The organism is Achromobacter spanius, from assembly GCF_003994415.1.
Classification (GTDB): Bacteria; Pseudomonadota; Gammaproteobacteria; order Burkholderiales; family Burkholderiaceae_B; genus Achromobacter; species Achromobacter spanius_C.
In genome coordinates, this window is the sequence record NZ_CP034689.1 from 1,605,871 (window position 1) to 1,621,754 (window position 15,884).

13 protein-coding genes are annotated in these 15,884 nt (G+C 63.0%); 11 read left to right on the forward strand and 2 right to left on the reverse strand.

Translation table 11 applies throughout. The features are described 5' to 3' along the window. Positions 1–2: 2 nt before the first annotated feature. Positions 3–1,112, forward strand: a complete 1,110-nt coding sequence (lptF, locus tag ELS24_RS07255; RefSeq protein ID WP_083447415.1) for an LPS export ABC transporter permease LptF — start codon at positions 3–5, stop codon at positions 1,110–1,112. A 92-nt stretch (positions 1,113–1,204) separates the two neighbouring features. Here lptF and ELS24_RS07260 read toward each other — a convergent pair whose 3' ends face one another. Further along, the gene (locus tag ELS24_RS07260; protein WP_050447653.1) at positions 1,205–2,125 is read right to left on the reverse strand and encodes a LysR family transcriptional regulator; all 921 of its coding nucleotides are present in this window, start codon (positions 2,123–2,125) and stop codon (positions 1,205–1,207) included. A gap of 214 nt (positions 2,126–2,339) precedes the next feature. On the opposite strand from ELS24_RS07260, the gene ELS24_RS07265 reads away from it, so the two are divergent. The 4 genes from ELS24_RS07265 to ELS24_RS07280 all read left to right on the forward strand — a co-directional run bounded on the left by ELS24_RS07265 (position 2,340) and on the right by ELS24_RS07280 (position 6,763). Next, positions 2,340–3,557 (forward strand): ABC transporter substrate-binding protein, encoded by a 1,218-nt coding sequence (locus ELS24_RS07265; RefSeq protein ID WP_050447654.1) that lies wholly within the window; start codon positions 2,340–2,342, stop codon positions 3,555–3,557. A 99-nt stretch (positions 3,558–3,656) separates the two neighbouring features. Beyond that, complete coding sequence (locus ELS24_RS07270; RefSeq protein ID WP_050447655.1) at positions 3,657–5,150, forward strand: CoA-acylating methylmalonate-semialdehyde dehydrogenase; 1,494 nt, start codon at positions 3,657–3,659, stop codon at positions 5,148–5,150. Between the two features lie 96 nt (positions 5,151–5,246). Then, a complete protein-coding gene (locus ELS24_RS07275; RefSeq protein ID WP_050447656.1) occupies positions 5,247–6,191 on the forward strand; it encodes a CysB family HTH-type transcriptional regulator in 945 nt (314 codons plus the stop codon). A gap of 248 nt (positions 6,192–6,439) precedes the next feature. Further along, a complete protein-coding gene (locus tag ELS24_RS07280) occupies positions 6,440–6,763 on the forward strand; it encodes a DUF2325 domain-containing protein (protein WP_039883953.1) in 324 nt (107 codons plus the stop codon). Between the two features lie 170 nt (positions 6,764–6,933). Here ELS24_RS07280 and ELS24_RS07285 read toward each other — a convergent pair whose 3' ends face one another. Beyond that, complete coding sequence (locus ELS24_RS07285) at positions 6,934–7,605, reverse strand: C40 family peptidase (RefSeq protein ID WP_050447657.1); 672 nt, start codon at positions 7,603–7,605, stop codon at positions 6,934–6,936. Positions 7,606–7,889: 284 nt separating this feature from the next. On the opposite strand from ELS24_RS07285, the gene ELS24_RS07290 reads away from it, so the two are divergent. From ELS24_RS07290 to ltaE, 6 genes are all read left to right on the forward strand, one after another. Further along, positions 7,890–9,779, forward strand: coding sequence for a propionate--CoA ligase (locus ELS24_RS07290; RefSeq protein WP_050447658.1), 1,890 nt, complete (start codon positions 7,890–7,892; stop codon positions 9,777–9,779). Then, positions 9,776–10,183 (forward strand): heme-binding protein, encoded by a 408-nt coding sequence (locus ELS24_RS07295; RefSeq protein ID WP_006218075.1) that lies wholly within the window; start codon positions 9,776–9,778, stop codon positions 10,181–10,183. The genes ELS24_RS07290 and ELS24_RS07295 overlap by 4 nt, the downstream gene beginning before the upstream one ends. 38 nt (positions 10,184–10,221) lie before the next feature. Continuing rightward, the gene (locus ELS24_RS07300; protein ID WP_230693688.1) at positions 10,222–11,523 is read left to right on the forward strand and encodes an MFS transporter; all 1,302 of its coding nucleotides are present in this window, start codon (positions 10,222–10,224) and stop codon (positions 11,521–11,523) included. A 269-nt stretch (positions 11,524–11,792) separates the two neighbouring features. Then, on the forward strand, positions 11,793–13,772 hold the full coding sequence (gene acs, locus ELS24_RS07305) for an acetate--CoA ligase (protein WP_127183755.1): 1,980 nt from the start codon (positions 11,793–11,795) through the stop codon (positions 13,770–13,772). A gap of 141 nt (positions 13,773–13,913) precedes the next feature. Next, positions 13,914–14,801, forward strand: a complete 888-nt coding sequence (locus ELS24_RS07310) for a DMT family transporter (protein WP_127183756.1) — start codon at positions 13,914–13,916, stop codon at positions 14,799–14,801. Between the two features lie 57 nt (positions 14,802–14,858). Beyond that, the gene (gene ltaE, locus ELS24_RS07315) at positions 14,859–15,869 is read left to right on the forward strand and encodes a low-specificity L-threonine aldolase (RefSeq protein WP_050447661.1); all 1,011 of its coding nucleotides are present in this window, start codon (positions 14,859–14,861) and stop codon (positions 15,867–15,869) included. The last annotated feature ends 15 nt before the right edge of the window (positions 15,870–15,884 follow it).

Consider the following 15,884-nt stretch of genomic DNA (forward strand, 5'->3'; position numbering starts at 1 on the left):
CCATGTCTCTATTTAAACGCTCTGTCGTCAGCGAGATCACCAGTCACGCTGGCGTTGTCTTTTCCACGTTGCTCGTCGTGTGGCTCAGCGTGCTTCTCGTGCGCCTGCTCGGTGAAGCGGCGGGAGGCAACATCGGAGCCGACGTCGTGGTGGTGCTGGCCGCGCTGTCCACCATCACCGCCTTGCCGACCATTCTGGCCGTGTCCATTTTCATCGCGGTGCTGACGACCGTTACGCGCAATTACCGCGAATCCGAAATGGTGGTGTGGTTTGCCAGCGGCCTGTCGCTGGCCGACTGGCTACGGCCCGTGCTGCGCGTGGCCATTCCCGTGGCGCTGGCGGTGGCCGGCTTGACGCTGGTGGCCGCGCCGTGGGCCTACCGGCAGATTGGCGAATACCACGAACGGTTCGAGCAGCGTTCCGACCTGTCCAAAGTGACGGCGGGGCAGTTCGCGGAATCGTCCGGCGGCAGCCGCGTGTTCTTCTCGGAAGACCCGGTCAAGCCCACCGACGAATTGGGCAACGTGTTCGCGCGTGAAACCGGGCCTGAATGGTTGAGCGTGCTGACGGCTAGCAGCGCGCACAGCGAAACTTTGCCCAATGGCGACCGCTTCCTGGTGCTGGGCGAAGGCCATCGCTATGACCTCAAGCCGGGTACGCCTGAAATCCGCCTGGTGCACTTCGAAAAGTACGGGTTGCGCCTCGAAAGCAAGGCGGGTGAAGACCCCATTGGAGAAGCCCGTGCCGCGGCCGAGCGCTCGTCCAAGGCGCGCGCCACCATGCAACTGATCGCGGATGACACCGACAGCAGTTGGTCGCAGGTCATGTGGCGCATTTCGTTGCCGCTGGCCGCGCTCAACCTGGCGCTGCTGGCCATTCCCCTGGGGGCGGTGAACCCGCGCCTGGGGCGTTCGGGAGATTTGCTGATTGCCGGCCTGGTGGGCTTGCTTTACATGAACATGATCAACCTGTCGCGCGCCTGGATTTCCAACGGCAAGCTCAGCTTTGGCGTGGGGGTGTGGGCAATCCATGGCGTGGTGGCCTTGCTGACCGTGTTTCTGCTGATGCGCCGTCTGCGGGTCAAGGCGCCCAAGAGCGCGCCCCCGGCTTAAGGCCGGGCAAGACGCCGAAAAAGCAAGATGCAAGGGGCCGGTTTCCGGTCCCTTTGCTTTATGGCGGGTACTTCACCCAGGCGGGTACTTCATCACGGCAGGTACTTCATCGTGCCGCGCTTGCCCGCCAGCAGGTCGGCGTTCTTCAGCACCGACTTGCGGATGAATTCCCACAGGGCCGTCACGCGCTTGAGCTTGCGCAGGTCTTCGTGGCAGTACATCCAGAAAGAACGGGTGATCTCCACTTCCTTTTCCAGCACGGGCTTCAAGCGTGGATCCTGCGCGGCAATGAAGCAGGGCAGGATCGCCAACGATTGCCCTTGCAGCGCCGCATGGTATTGCGCCACCACGCTGGTGCTGCGCAAGACCACATTGCTGGCCGGCAGCAGGTCTTCCAGGTAGCGCAGGCGTTCGCTGAACAGCAGTTCGTCCACATAGCCGATGAAGGTGTGCTGGGCCAGATCCGCGCGCGTGGCAATCGGCGGGTGGCGCGCCAGATACCCCGGCGTCCCGTACAGACGCAAGGTGTAATCGCACAGCTTGCTGCACACATAGGGGCCGCGCTGCGGGCGTTCGATGGTGATGGCCAGGTCGGCCTCGCGCTTTGACAGGCTGACAAAGCGCGGCACGGGCAGGATGTCCAGGGTGATGTGCGGATAGCGGCGCTGGAAGTCGGCGGCCAGCGGCGTCAGCACATAGCTGCCGAACCCCTCGGTGGCGCCGATGCGCACGTGCCCCGACAAGGCCTGGCCGATGCCTGACAGGTTTTCGCGGGCGGTATGCACGGTGCTTTCCATCTGCTCGGCATGCACGAACAGGCGCTGGCCGTCGTCCGTCAGCATGAATCCCGCGCTGCGGGATTTCTCGAACAGCAGGGTGTCCAGCTCGGCTTCCAGCGCGCGAATGCGGCGCGACACCGTGGTGTGTTCCACCCCCAGCTTGCGCGCGGCGGCGCTGACCCGCTGCGTTCGGGCGACTTCCAGGAAGTACCGCAGGCTATCCCAATCCAACACGATTTCGCTCTCCGCAGGCCCTGCGCCAACAGGGGCGCGAGGCAATTTTCTTATTGTGCATGAATGCACAAGGAATGTGCATTTCTGGTGTTGCTTGTTGATTTTCACACATCTACACTGGGTCGGCTGGCCTCGGGGAATGCCCCCGGGAGCCGCAGGCCGCAAAGACGGCATATCGCTACGACTCAGCGCATAACACTCAGGAGACAAATCCATGAAATTGCACGCACGCGGGCTGGCCGCAGGCTTGTGTCTGGGCGCTTTATTGGTAAGCCAGGCGCAGGCGGCCGACAAGCCGCCAGTGAAGATCGGCATTCTGACGGATATGTCCGGCACCTATGCCGGGATGGGCGGGCCGGGTTCGGTGGCGGCGGCGCAATTGGCCATCGACGACTGCCTGGCCGCGGAATGCAAGGGCATGAAGATCGAACTGGTGTCCGCCGACAACCAGAACAAGGCGGACGTGGGTGCGGCGAAAGCGCGTGAATGGTTTGACCGCGATGGCGTGACGGCCATTGCCGACCTGACCAATTCGGCCGTGGCGCTGGCGGTGCAGGGCATTGCGCGCGAGAAGAACAAAGTGGTGATGTTCTCGGGTCCGGCCACCACGGCGCTGACCAACAAGGAATGCTCGCCCGTTGGCTTCCATTGGATGTTCGACACGTATTCGCAGTCCGCGGGCGGCGCCAAGGCCACCGTGCGGGCAGGCGGGAAGTCCTGGTACTTCATCACCGTGGACTATGCGTTTGGGCATTCGCTGGAAGCGGACACGGCCAAGGCGGTGAAGGCGCTGGGCGGTACGGTTGCCGGCAACGTTCGGCATCCCTTGAACGCGCCGGATTTTGCGTCGTACCTGTTGCAGGCGCAAAGTTCGAAGGCGCAGGTCGTGGCGCTGGCCAACGGTGGCCAGGACACCGTCAACGCGGTCAAGCAGGCGCGTGAATTCGGCATTGTTGAAGGCGGGCAGCGCCTGGTGTCCTTGTTGATCTTCCTGTCGGACCTGCGTGCCTTGGGCCTGGAAAACGCGCAAGGCCTGTCGTATGTGGACGGTTTTTACTGGGACTACGACGATGCATCGCGCCAATGGGCCGCGCGTTTCGAAAAGGCCTTCCGTGGCCTGAAGCCCACGATGACGCAGGCGGGCGTGTATTCCAGCGTGCTGCATTATCTGCGCGCGACGGCTGCCGCCGGCAGCACCGATGGCAAGGTGGTGGCCGACAAAATGCGTGAAATGCCCATCAAGGACCCGATCATGCGCAATGCATCGATCCGCCCCGATGGCCGCGTGATCCACGACATGTACCTGTATGAAGTGAAGAAGCCCGCGGAATCCAAGGGCGGCTGGGACTATTCCAAGCTGATCGCCACCATTCCGGCGGCCGAAGCCTTCCAGCCCCTGGCCGACTCAAGTTGCCCGCTGGTGAAGAAATAAGCCCGGCGCGCCGGCTTGGGCCCCTGTCTGGCCGGCGCACCGCAAGATCCAAGAACGCGGATTCCATCCGCATCGTCTACGCAGTGTGAGGAGCATCAAATGAGTGAAGTCCCCCGCGTTCCGCTATTGATCGGCGGCAAGCTCGTGCAGTCCAAATCCACCGAATGGCGCGACGTGATCAACCCCGCCACCCAGGAGGTCGTTGCCAAGGTGCCGTTCGCCACGCGCGAAGAGCTGGACCTGGCCGTCTCCAACGCCAAGGAAGCCTTCAAGACCTGGCGCAACAGCGGGCAGGGCACGCGGATGCGCGTCATGCTGAAGTTCCAGGAACTGCTGCGCGCCAACACCGGCAAGCTGGCCGAGATGATTACGCGTGAACATGGCAAGACGCTGCCCGACGCCGAAGGCGAAATCGGGCGCGGCCTGGAAGTGGTTGAACACGCCTGCTCGATCGCCAACCTGCAACTGGGTGAGTACGCCGAAAACGCCGCGTCCGGCATCGACGTCTACACCCTGATCCAGCCGCTGGGTGTTTGCGCGGGTATCACCGCGTTCAACTTCCCGGTGATGCTGCCTTGCTTCATGTTCCCGATTGCCGTGGCTTGCGGCAACAGCTTCGTGCTCAAGCCGTCTGAACAGGATCCGACCGCGTCGCTGTTCCTGGCCGAATTGGCGCTGGAAGCCGGCCTGCCCCCGGGCGTGCTGAACGTGGTGCATGGCGGCCCCGACACGGCCAACGGCCTGTGCGAACACCCCGACATCAAGGCGGTGTCGTTCATTGGTTCGACCCGCGTGGGCACCGAGATCTACAACCGTGCATCGGCCGCGGGCAAGCGTTGCCAGTCGATGATGGGCGCCAAGAACCATTGCGTGATCCTGCCGGACGCGGATCCCGAAGTGGCGTTGAACCAACTGGTGGGCGCGGCTTTCGGCGCCGCCGGCCAGCGCTGCATGGCTTCGTCGGTGGCCGTGCTGGTGGGCGATGCCCGCAACTGGCTGCCCGATTTCGTCGAACGCTCGAAGAAGCTCAAAGTCAATTCCGGCACCGACCGCGAAGCCGATCTGGGGCCGCTGGTGTCGCCCAATGCCAAGAAGCGCGTGGAAAGCCTGATCCAGAAGGGCGTGGACGAAGGCGCCAAGCTGCTGCTGGACGGCCGTAACCTGAAGGTGTCGGGCTTTGAGCAAGGCAACTTCGTGGGCCCGACGATTTTTGACGGCGTCAATGAAGACATGACCATCTATACCGAAGAAATTTTCGGACCGGTCCTGTGCTGCGTCGGTGTGGAAACGCTGGAAGACGCGGTGGCCTTCATCAACCGCAATCCCAACGGCAACGGCGTTGCGCTGTTCACGCAGGATGGCGGCGCGGCGCGCTATTTCCAGAACAACATCGATGTGGGCCAGGTCGGCATCAACGTGCCGATTCCCGTGCCGGTGGCTTGGTTCAGCTTCACGGGTTCGCGCGGCTCCAAGCTGGGCGACCTGGGCCCCAACGGCAAGCAGGCCGTGCAGTTCTGGACGCAGACCAAGACGGTTACCGCCCGTTGGTCGGCTCACGCCAAGACGGTGAACACCACGATCTCGATGCGCTGAAAGGAGGGACGCCTTGCTCCTAAGCTTATACAAATAAGTCATATAGTGAGGCGTCCTTATTACTTATAATTGGCCGATCTATCAGGGGCCAATTCAATGAACCTCCAGCAATTTCGTTTTGTGCGTGAAACCATCCGGCGCGACTTCAACCTGACCGAAGCCGCCCGGATGCTCTATACCTCGCAGCCTGGAGTTTCCAAGGCCATCATCGAATTCGAAGACGAGCTGGGCATCAAGATCTTCGAACGCCATGGCAAGCGCATCAAGGGCCTGACCAAGCCCGGCTTGGCGGTATCGCAAGTGATCGACCGCATCATGCGCGAAGTCGACAACCTGAAAAAAGTCAGCGATGAATTCGCCCGGCGCGACGAGGGCGGCCTGGTCATCGCCTGCACCCACACTCAAGCACGCTACCTCTTGCCCCGCGTGATCCCCGCGTTCCGCAAGCAATTTCCCAAAGTACATTTGTCGCTGGCTGAAGGCAGCCCGGCGCAACTGGCGGAAATGGTCTTGCATGAGCAGGCCGATCTGGCGCTGGCCACCGAGTCGCTGGCGCTGACGCCGGGCCTGGCCACCTTGCCCGTCTATGCCTGGGAGCACACCGTGGTGGTGCGCCCGGACCATCCGCTGGCGGAATTGACGTCCAGCGCCGCCAAGCGCCTGTCGCTGGCGCAACTGGCGGAACACCCCATCGTGACCTATGACCGCGCGTTCACGGGCCGCAGCACCATCGACGAGGTATTCGCCAACCAGGGCATCCACCCCGACATCGTGCTGGAAGCCATTGATGCCGACGTGATCAAGACCTACGTGGATGTAGGGCTGGGTATCGGCATCATCGCCGGCGTGGCCTATGACCCGCGTCGCGACTCGAACCTGGTCGGCCTGCCGGTGGGGCATCTGTTCGGCACGCACACGACGCGCGTGGGCGTGAAATCGGGCGTGTTCCTGCGCGACTACGTCTACACGTTCTTGGAAATGTTGGCGCCCTCGCTAACGCGAGCGGTCGTGTCCGCTGCCGTGCAAGGCGTGCCGAAATAGGCTTGATACCCGGTTGCGATCCAATCAGCGCGGCGTCTTCGGACGCCGCGTTTTTTTTGCGCCGGCGGGCGGGGCCGACATGGCGCGACCAGCCGTACAGCCGCGAGTTCCCTGGCCGATAGCAAATCTCACTATCCCCTGGGACAAGCTCATATAAATAATTAAATAAGAACCGATCTCATTTAAGTTGACTAAAAAATAGGAATCATTATCATTACATCCAGGCTCAACGACCAGTGAGGTTCATCATGACGGCAGGACTCAGTGCAGTAGTGGTTGGGGCAGATCGACTGGGTAATATTCCGGATCTGCTCAAAGGACACAACATTTCGATCACGCATCACATCAGCGGCCGTGATCCCTCGCATCAGAAGAAAACGCTGCAATTGCCTTCGGGCACGCAACTGGTCATTTTGCTGACCGACTTCCTGGGCCACAACGTCATGAAGACCTTCCGCAACGCCGCGCAGCGTGGCGGCATCCGGGTCGTGGCTTGTCGCCGTTCGGTATGCAGCATGCAGCAAGCCCTGCAGCAATGCGGTCTGTGCTCACGCGCGGGCACCGTGCACTGAATCCGTAGCTTGTCGCTGGACCATAAGAACTGGGGAGGCCGAAACGGCCTGTGGCCTTGGGGCCGCGAAGAGCAATCAAAAACGCCGTCAGACCAAAGTCTGACGGCGTTTTGCTTTTGGGGGATGGCGTTCCGGCAGCCGCTTGTGCGAGCATGCCGAAAGCAGCGTGATCAGTTGGCGGCGCGGGCCGATGCCATCAGCGTGTTGTCAAGGCGGCGAGCGCCGTTGTAGCGCTTGGACCAGTAGGCCATGGTCATGCTTTCCACGCGCACGACGCCACCGGCGCTGGGCGAGTGTACGAAGCGGTCGTCGCCCAGGTAAATGCCCACGTGCGAATAGCGGCGGCCCATGGTGTTGAAGAAGACCAAGTCGCCGGCTTTCAATTCGTTCTTGGCGACCGAGACGCCTTGCCGGGCCATTTCGGCGGCGTTGCGCGGCAGCTTCAAACCCAGGGAGCGTTCAGCGGAGTACGAGACCAAGCCGCTGCAATCAAAACCGGTTTCAGGAGAGCTGCCGCCGAAGCGGTAGCGGATGCCCAGGTAGTTCAGGGCTTCGCTGACCATGGCGTTGTCGCCGCTATTGGCCCCGGCGTTGCCGGCACTGCGGCCTTGGCGATCGCGCTTGAATTTTTGCGTCACCAGCATGCCGATGGGGTCATCGGCGGTGGCGACCCATTCCATTTCGTACGGATCAATCTCGGACGTATGGGCGGTTGACTTTTGCCCGGTGCCTGCACAACCTGCCAGACTCGCTACACATGCCATCAGCGCGAGCGTATGCAGACCGCGCTTTGCCTGGCCAGTGGATGAATAGAATCGCGCGAGTATGGAGTGTCGATGCATTCGCCTGGGATGACCTGCTTTTTCACAGCAAAAACCACGGAATTAGCCGTGGATTGGGCCGAAATGTCAGCAGAATCAACAATTATCTACAACTTCGCGGGCATTCTACCAAACTTTTATTACTAATCAGTGCCAGATCAGTAACGTTCCGTGCCGCGTGGAAATTTGGAAGAATATTTTTGACTTGTGGCAAGCCTCGTGCAAGGTTTGCCTACCAAAATGACTGAAAGATTCGCAAGAAATCAATCCGCCTTAAGGCGTACGAACAATACCAGGAGACACAAATGCAAAAAACTCGGGATTTCCATTACAGATCATTGCATGACCGGGATGCCTTCTGGCGTGAGGAGGCGGGACGCATCCATTGGGATACGCCTTTTCAGTCTGTCCTGGATTTCTCTCGGCCGCCATTCGCCAAGTGGTTCGTGGGCGGAACGACCAATCTTTGCTACAACGCGGTCGACCGCTGGTTGCCGACCCAGGGCGATCAACCCGCGCTGATCTGGGTGTCCACCGAGGTGGAACAAGAACGCGTCTACACCCGGCAAGACGTATACGAAGAAGTCAACGCGGCTGCCGCCATGCTTAAGGAACTGGGGGTGGGGCGCGGTGACCGCGTGCTGCTGTACATGCCGATGGTGCCGGAAGCCGTGTTCACGATGCTGGCCTGCGCCCGGATCGGCGCAGTGCATTCGGTGGTGTTTGGCGGATTTGCGTCCGTCAACCTGGCCCAGCGCATCGACGACGCCGCGCCCAAGGTTGTGGTGTGCACCGACGGCGGGTCGCGCGGCGGCAAGGTGGTGCCGTACAAGCCGTTGTTGGACAAGGCCTTGAGCTTGGCGAAGTCGCCGCCCGCCTCGGTGGTGGTGTTTGATCGCGGCCTGGCGCCGTTCGAACCCGTGGCCGGACGCGATCTGGATTACGCCACCTTGCGCGCGCGCCACCACGGCGCCCGGGTGCCGGTGCAATGGCTGGAATCGTCCGAGCCCAGCTACATCCTTTACACGTCCGGCACCACTGGCAAGCCCAAGGGCGTGCAGCGCGACACGGGCGGCTATGCGGTCGCGCTGGCGTCGTCCATGGAATACCTGTTCAACGGCCGCGCGGGCGACACGTTCTTTTGCACCAGCGACATCGGCTGGGTGGTCGGCCATTCCTATATTGTTTACGGTCCCTTGATCGGTGGGCAGGCCACGGTGCTGTATGAAGGCACGCCGGTGCGTCCCGATGGCGCCATTCTGTGGAAGCTGGTGGAGCAGTTTGGTGTGAATACCCTGTTCTCCGCGCCCACCGCCGTGCGAGTGCTCAAGCGGCAGGACCCCGCGCTGCTCAAGCGCCATGACCTGTCCAGCCTGCGCGCGGTATATCTGGCCGGTGAACCCTTGGACGAGCCGACCGCCACCTGGATTTCAGAGGGGCTGGGCAAGCCCATCATCGACAACTACTGGCAGACCGAATCCGGCTGGCCGATCCTGTCCGCGCAGCCGGGGGTTGAGAACGTGCCGACCCGATTCGGCAGTCCTTCATTTCCTGTCTACGGCTTTGACGCGCGCATCGTCAGCGAGGCCACGGGCGAAGATCTGGGGGCCGACGAAAAGGGCGTGGTCGCGATTGTGCCGCCGCTGCCCCCGGGCGCCATGTCCACGATCTGGGGCGACGATGCGCGTTTCGTACAGACGTATTTCACGTCGATTCCCGGACGGCAGGTGTATTCCACGTTCGACTGGGGGCGGGTGGATGCGGATGGTTACTGGTTCATCCTGGGCCGTACCGATGATGTGATCAACGTGGCGGGCCACCGGCTTGGCACGCGAGAGATCGAGGAATCCGTCAACAGCCACAGCGGAATTGCCGAATGCGCGGTGGTGGGCGTGGCGGATGCCTTGAAGGGCCAGGTGGCCATGGCGTTCGCCGTGTTGAAGAATCCCGCCGGAGCCGAGACGCCCGACGGGGCAAAGCAGCTGGAAGGCGATATCATGCGGCTGGTGGAAGATCAGCTGGGAGCGGTGGCAAGACCCGCCAGGATCCGGTTTGTGGGCGCATTGCCCAAGACCCGTTCGGGCAAGGTGTTGCGCCGTGCGATCGTCGCAGTATGCGAAGGCCGCGATCCCGGAGACCTGACGACCATTGAAGACCCATCCGCCCTGGAACAGATCAAGGAGTCGTTGCAATGAATACCAAACCCGTGCTGAGCGCCGAAGACGTCAAGAAGATCCTCGCCGCGGCCGAAGCACACGCCGTGCAGAACAAGTGGGCCGTGACCATCTCGGTGGTCGATGACGGCGGCCACCTGCTTGGCATGCTGCGTCTGGATGACGCGGCCCCCATCTCGGCGCACATCGCGCCCGCCAAGGCCAAGACCGCCGCGCTGGGCCGCCGCGAATCGCGCATCTACGAAGAGATGATCAACAATGGCCGCGTGTCGTTCCTGTCGGCGCCGCTGATCGAAGGCATGCTGGAAGGCGGCGTGCCGGTCACCGTCAACGGCCATGTGGTGGGCGCCGTCGGCGTGTCGGGCGTGAAGTCCACCGAAGACGTGCTGATCGCGCAAGCGGGCATTGCCGCGCTGGGCCTGTGAGCCAGACGCAATTGCCGGAACCGCCCGCGGGCGGTTCCATGCCTGAAGTCGGGGCAGGGGGCGCGAGCCCCTTGAACCCCGGCGTGGCCAAACGCGAAGTCTGGGCCTGGGCCATGTACGACTTCGCGAATTCCGGCTACACCACCGTCATTCTCACGGCGGTGTTCAGCACCTATTTTGTTGGCGTGGTCGGCGGGCGCGCCCCGTGGGCCACGCTGGCCTGGACGGCGGCGCTGTCGCTGTCCTACCTGCTCATCATGCTGACGATGCCCACGCTGGGCGCGCGCGCCGACGCCAGCGGCAGCAAGCGCCGCCTGCTGTATTCCAGCACCATCGGCTGCGTGGCCGCCACCTTGGTGCTGACGCAGGCCGGCCCCGGCGACGTGTGGCTGGCGCTGGCCGCCATTGTGGTGTCCAACTATTGCTACTGCGTGGGGGAATCCGTGGTGGCGGCATTCCTGCCCGAGCTTGCCCGCCCGGCAGCGCTGGGCCGCGTATCGGGCTGGGGCTGGAGCTTCGGTTATTGCGGCGGCATGCTGACGCTGGGCTTGTCGCTGGTGGTGGTGACATCGGCCGAAGGCCGTGGCATGACGGCGGAACATTTCGTGCCCTGGGTCATCGTCGTCACCTGCACGGTGTTCGCGTTGGCGGCGCTGCCGTCGTTCTTTTTGCTGAAAGAGCGCGCGCGGCCGCAGGCGGTCAAGCCGCAGGCGCTGCACATGCTGAAGCGCCTGGCCTATGCCTGGCGCGAAACGGGCCAGCACTTTCCCGAGTTCCGCCGCTTGCTGATGTGCATCGCCTGCTATCAGGCGGGTATATCGGTCGTCATTACGCTGGCCGCTGTTTACGCCTCCGAAGTCATGGGGTTCACCACGCCGCAGATCATGCTGCTGGTGTTCACCGTGAATATCGGCGCCGCCGTGGGTGCGTTCTCGTTCGGCTATGTGCAGGACCGCATCGGCCACAAACCGGCATTGGCCATCACTTTGTGCGGCTGGATCGTGATGGTGCTGGTGGCGTATTCGGCCGTGACGGCGCCGGTGTTCTGGGTGGCCGCCACGTTGGCGGGGCTATGCATGGGCACCACCCAAAGCGCTGGCCGCGCCATGACCGGGGCGCTGGCGCCTGCCGGCCGCCTGGCCGAGTTCTATTCGCTGTGGACCTTTGCCGTGCAGTTGGCCGCGGTGATCGGGCCGTTGACCTACGGCATCGTCACCTGGGCTACCGATGGCAACCATCGCCTGGCCATCCTGGTGACCGGCGTGTTCTTCGTGGGCGGGCTCATCCTGTTGTCGCGCGTGGATATGAAGCGCGGCCTGGCGCGGCGTCCCGCCGTCTGAATCAACACCTGCGGCAGCCTGCCGTGGTGTTGATCGGGCTGCTATCCTTATGCACTGCCTTAAAGGCATCACGCGTGATGCGCGATGCCTTTCGTTGATTGCTCGGGCTCCGGCCCGGTTTTTGCGTAAGGTGCCCGTAAGAGCGTGGCGATACGGTGGTGGGTAGATAAGAAATGTCCCCGCGTCGTAATCCTTCACGAAGCTTGCGGTTCGGCGGCCAAGGCAAAACAGCGGCATCAACAACAAAATCACCGTTTGGAGACAAGATCATGTCGAATGCAATTGAGTCCGTCTTGGTAGAAACCCGTGTTTTCCCGCCGCCCGAACGCGCGGCCCAAGGCGCGGCGATTCCCAGCATGGACGCCTACAACGCGTTGTGCGCCCAGGTGGAAAACGATTTCGACGGCTTCTGGGCCGGCCAGGCCCGCGACAATCTGCAATGGACCAAGCCCTTTACGCAAGTGCTGGACGAGTCCGACGCGCCGTTCTACCGCTGGTTCGGCGATGGTGAACTGAACGTGTCGGCCAACTGCCTGGACGTGCACCTGACCAACGGCAACGCCGACAAGACCGCCATCATCTTCGAAGGCGACGATGGCACGGTCAACAAGGTGACCTACCGCGAACTGCTGGCGCGCGTGTGCCGCTTCGCCAATGGCCTGAAGGACCTGGGCTACAAGAAGGGCGACCGCGCCATCATCTACATGCCCATGTCGATCGAAGCCGTGGTGGCCATGCAGGCTTGCGCGCGCCTGGGCGTGACGCACTCTGTGGTGTTCGGCGGCTTTTCGGCCAAGAGCCTGCAAGAGCGCATCGTGGACGTGGGCGCATCGCTGGTCATCACCGCCGACGAACAGGTGCGCGGCGGCAAGACCATTCCGCTCAAGCCCGCCGTGGAAGACGCCATCGCCATGGGCGGCTGCGAAGCCGTCGGCAAAGTAATCGTGTACCGCCGCACCGGCGGCAAGGTGCAGTGGAACGAAGGCCGCGACCTCTGGATGCACGAGGTCGAGGCCGGCCAGCCCGACGCCTGCGAACCCGTGCCGGTCAACGCCGAACACCCGCTGTTCATCCTTTACACGTCCGGTTCCACCGGCAAGCCCAAGGGCGTGCAGCATTCGTCGGCAGGCTATCTGCTGTGGGCGCTGCTGACCGTGAAGTGGACCTTCGACGCCCGCAAGGACGACGTCTATTGGTGCACGGCCGACGTGGGCTGGGTTACGGGCCACACCTACATCACCTATGGCCCGCTGGCCGCCGGGTTGACGCAGGTGGTATTCGAAGGCGTGCCCACGTACCCCAACGCCGGCCGCTTCTGGGACATGATCGCGCGCCACAAGGTCACCACGTTCTACACGGCGCCCACGGCCATCCGTTCGCTGATCAAGGCGTCGGAAACGACGCCGGACGCGCACCCGAAAAATTACGATCTGGACAGCTTGCGCATCATCGGCACGGTGGGTGAACCCATCAACCCCGAAGCCTGGATGTGGTATCACAAACACGTCGGCCGCGAACGCTGCCCGATCGTGGACACCTGGTGGCAGACCGAAACCGGTGGCCACATGATCACCCCCTTGCCGGGCGCCACGCCCACCAAGCCGGGTTCGTGCACGCTGCCGCTGCCGGGCATCGCCGCCGCCATCGTCGATGAAACCGGGGGCGACGTCGAAAAGGGCAATGGCGGGTTCCTGGTCATCAAGCGCCCGTGGCCCGCGATGATCCGCAACATCTGGGGCGACCCGGAGCGCTTCAAGAAAAGCTACTTCCCGTCGGAACTGCGGGGTTATTACCTGGCCGGCGACGGTGCTCAGCGCGATGCGGATGGCTACTTCTGGATCATGGGCCGCATCGACGACGTGCTGAACGTGTCGGGCCACCGCCTGGGCACGATGGAAGTGGAATCGGCCTTGGTGGCGCACGAACTGGTGGCGGAAGCCGCCGTGGTTGGCCGCCCGGACGACACCACCGGCGAAGCCGTGGTGGCCTTCGTGGTGCTTAAGCAGGCGCGTCCGGAAGGTGAAGAGGCGCAAGCCATCGCCAAGCAATTGCGTGACTGGGTCGCTAAGGAAATTGGCCCCATCGCCAAGCCCAAGGACATCCGCTTTGGCGACAACCTGCCCAAGACGCGTTCGGGCAAGATCATGCGCAGACTGTTGCGCGTGGTGGCCAAGGGCGAGGAAGTCACGCAGGACGTGTCCACGCTGGAAAACCCCGCCATTCTCGAGCAATTGGCCAAGCCGCTGTAAGTGCGATCGGCCATAAGCGGCCGGTCTACCTCTTGGCGACAGGAGCATAATGTCAGACGCCCGCACCGGTAATCGCCGGTCCGGGCGTCTTTTCTTTTTCGCGCCCTTGTTTTTTTACTTTCACAAGACGGAGCCAACCACGTGAACGGCAGCAGTTTTGATCGCGCAGGACTTGCCCTGATGTTCAGCACCATCGTGGTCTGGGCGGGTAGCTGGATCGCGATGAAACTGATCGTGCCTTACATCGGCCCCTTCGACTTCGTGGCCTTGCGCTATGTGGTGGGCAGCCTGGTGCTGTTCGCGCTGGCCATGGCCACCCGCCGGCCGCTGGGCATGCCCCCATGGAAATTGACCCTGCTGATCGGGCTGACCCAGACGGCGGGATTCCAGGGCTTCGTGCAGACGGCGTTGGTGTCGGGCGGCGTGGGCAAGGTCTCGCTGATGGCCTACACCATGCCGTTCTGGGTGGTGCTGTTTGCGTGGTGGCTGCTGGGCGAGCGCCCGTCGGCCAAGCATGGCGTGGGTATTGGCCTGGCGGCGATCGGGCTGGTCTGTTTTGTTGAACCGTGGAACGGCCTGGGCGACATCCGCCCCGTGTTGCTGGGCCTGGGCAGCGGCCTGTGCTGGGGCGTGGGCACGGTGCTGTCCAAGCGCATGTTTGAACGCCACGCGCCCGACGTCATGACGTTCACCGCGTGGCAGATGCTGTTCGGCGGTCTGGTCATGGTGCCCGTGGCGTACCTGGTGCCGCAGATGACGGCGCAATGGGACTGGCCGCTATGGACGGGCATGACCTACATCATCTTGATTGCCACGGCGGCGGGTTGGCTGCTGTGGTTGCAGGTAGTGCGCCGCGTGCCCGCGTCGATTGCGGGCCTGTCCAGCCTAGGTGTGCCCGTGGTTGCCATGCTGCTGGCCTGGGCGATTCTGTCCGAAACCCCCACGCTGGTCGAACTGGGCGGCATGGTGCTGATCCTGGCCGGCATCTTCGTGGTGAGCCGGGCCGCGCCCGCCGCCCGCGCATCCTGATTCCAAGCTTCCGACTTCCGTTCCCGATCCCCTCTCTTGCCTATCAAGGATTTTCCAATGATCGATCTGCGCAGCGACACCGTCACACGGCCCACGCCCGCCATGTTGCAGGCCATGGTTTCCGCCCCCTTGGGTGATGACGTGATGGGCGACGACCCCACCGTGATTCAGCTTCAGGCGGCGGTAGCCGAACGCGCCGGCAAAGCGGCGGGGCTGTTCTTTCCGTCGGGCACGCAAAGCAATCTGGCCGCGTTGATGGCCCATTGCGATCGCGGCGATGAATACCTGGTGGGGCAGTTGGCGCACACCTACAAGTACGAAGGCGGTGGCGCGGCCGTGTTGGGCAGCATCCAGCCCCAGCCCATCGAACACGCCGAAGACGGCTCGCTGCCGCTGGAAAAGCTGGCGGCGGCGGTCAAGCCACAGGGCGATCCGCACTTTGCCCGTACCCGTTTGCTGGCTTTGGAAAACACCTTTCACGGCAAGCTGATTCCGGCCGGCTACATCCAGGCCGCCACGGATTGGGCGCGCAAGGAAGGCTTGGCGACCCATCTGGACGGCGCGCGCGTGTTCAACGCAGCGGTGGCCAGTGGCAAGCCATTGGTCGATATGTGCCAGCCCTTCGACTCGGTGTCCATCTGCTTTTCAAAAGGCTTGGGCGCGCCGGTGGGATCGGTGCTGGTGGGCAGCAAGGAACTGATCGCCCGCGCGTATCGCTGGCGCAAGGTGCTGGGCGGCGGATTGCGCCAATCCGGCGTGCTGGCGGCCGCCTGCCTGTATGCGCTGGAACATCACGTTGAGCGTCTGGCTGACGACCACGAGAACGCGCGGGCGCTAGCCGAAGGCTTGCGGGCTATTCCAGGCGTGAAGGTACTGAGCCAGGATACGAACATGTTGTTCGTTGAGTTCGAGCCATCCCGTTGCGATTCACTGACCGACGCGCTGGGCAAAGACGGCATTCTGATGCGCGCGGTCTACGGCGGCCCCACGCGCCTGGTCACGCACCTGGACGTGTCGGCTGATGACGTCCAGCGTGTGGTTCAGGCGGTGGCGCGCCACCTGGCCTGAACGGGGCGGGGCGGC

Excerpts from the sequence above, each read along its gene's own strand:
- acs (WP_127183755.1), top strand. The coding sequence starts at position 11,793 with ATGTCGAATGCAATTGAGTCCGTCTTGGTAGAAACCCGTGTTTTCCCG.
- ELS24_RS07270 (WP_050447655.1), top strand. The coding sequence starts at position 3,657 with ATGAGTGAAGTCCCCCGCGTTCCGCTATTGATCGGCGGCAAGCTCGTG.
- ELS24_RS07285 (WP_050447657.1), bottom strand. The coding sequence starts at position 7,605 with ATGCATCGACACTCCATACTCGCGCGATTCTATTCATCCACTGGCCAG.
- ltaE (WP_050447661.1), top strand. The coding sequence starts at position 14,859 with ATGATCGATCTGCGCAGCGACACCGTCACACGGCCCACGCCCGCCATG.
- ELS24_RS07300 (WP_230693688.1), top strand. The coding sequence starts at position 10,222 with ATGCCTGAAGTCGGGGCAGGGGGCGCGAGCCCCTTGAACCCCGGCGTG.
- ELS24_RS07265 (WP_050447654.1), top strand. The coding sequence starts at position 2,340 with ATGAAATTGCACGCACGCGGGCTGGCCGCAGGCTTGTGTCTGGGCGCT.
- ELS24_RS07280 (WP_039883953.1), top strand. The coding sequence starts at position 6,440 with ATGACGGCAGGACTCAGTGCAGTAGTGGTTGGGGCAGATCGACTGGGT.
- ELS24_RS07290 (WP_050447658.1), top strand. The coding sequence starts at position 7,890 with ATGCAAAAAACTCGGGATTTCCATTACAGATCATTGCATGACCGGGAT.
- ELS24_RS07275 (WP_050447656.1), top strand. The coding sequence starts at position 5,247 with ATGAACCTCCAGCAATTTCGTTTTGTGCGTGAAACCATCCGGCGCGAC.
- lptF (WP_083447415.1), top strand. The coding sequence starts at position 3 with ATGTCTCTATTTAAACGCTCTGTCGTCAGCGAGATCACCAGTCACGCT.
- ELS24_RS07295 (WP_006218075.1), top strand. The coding sequence starts at position 9,776 with ATGAATACCAAACCCGTGCTGAGCGCCGAAGACGTCAAGAAGATCCTC.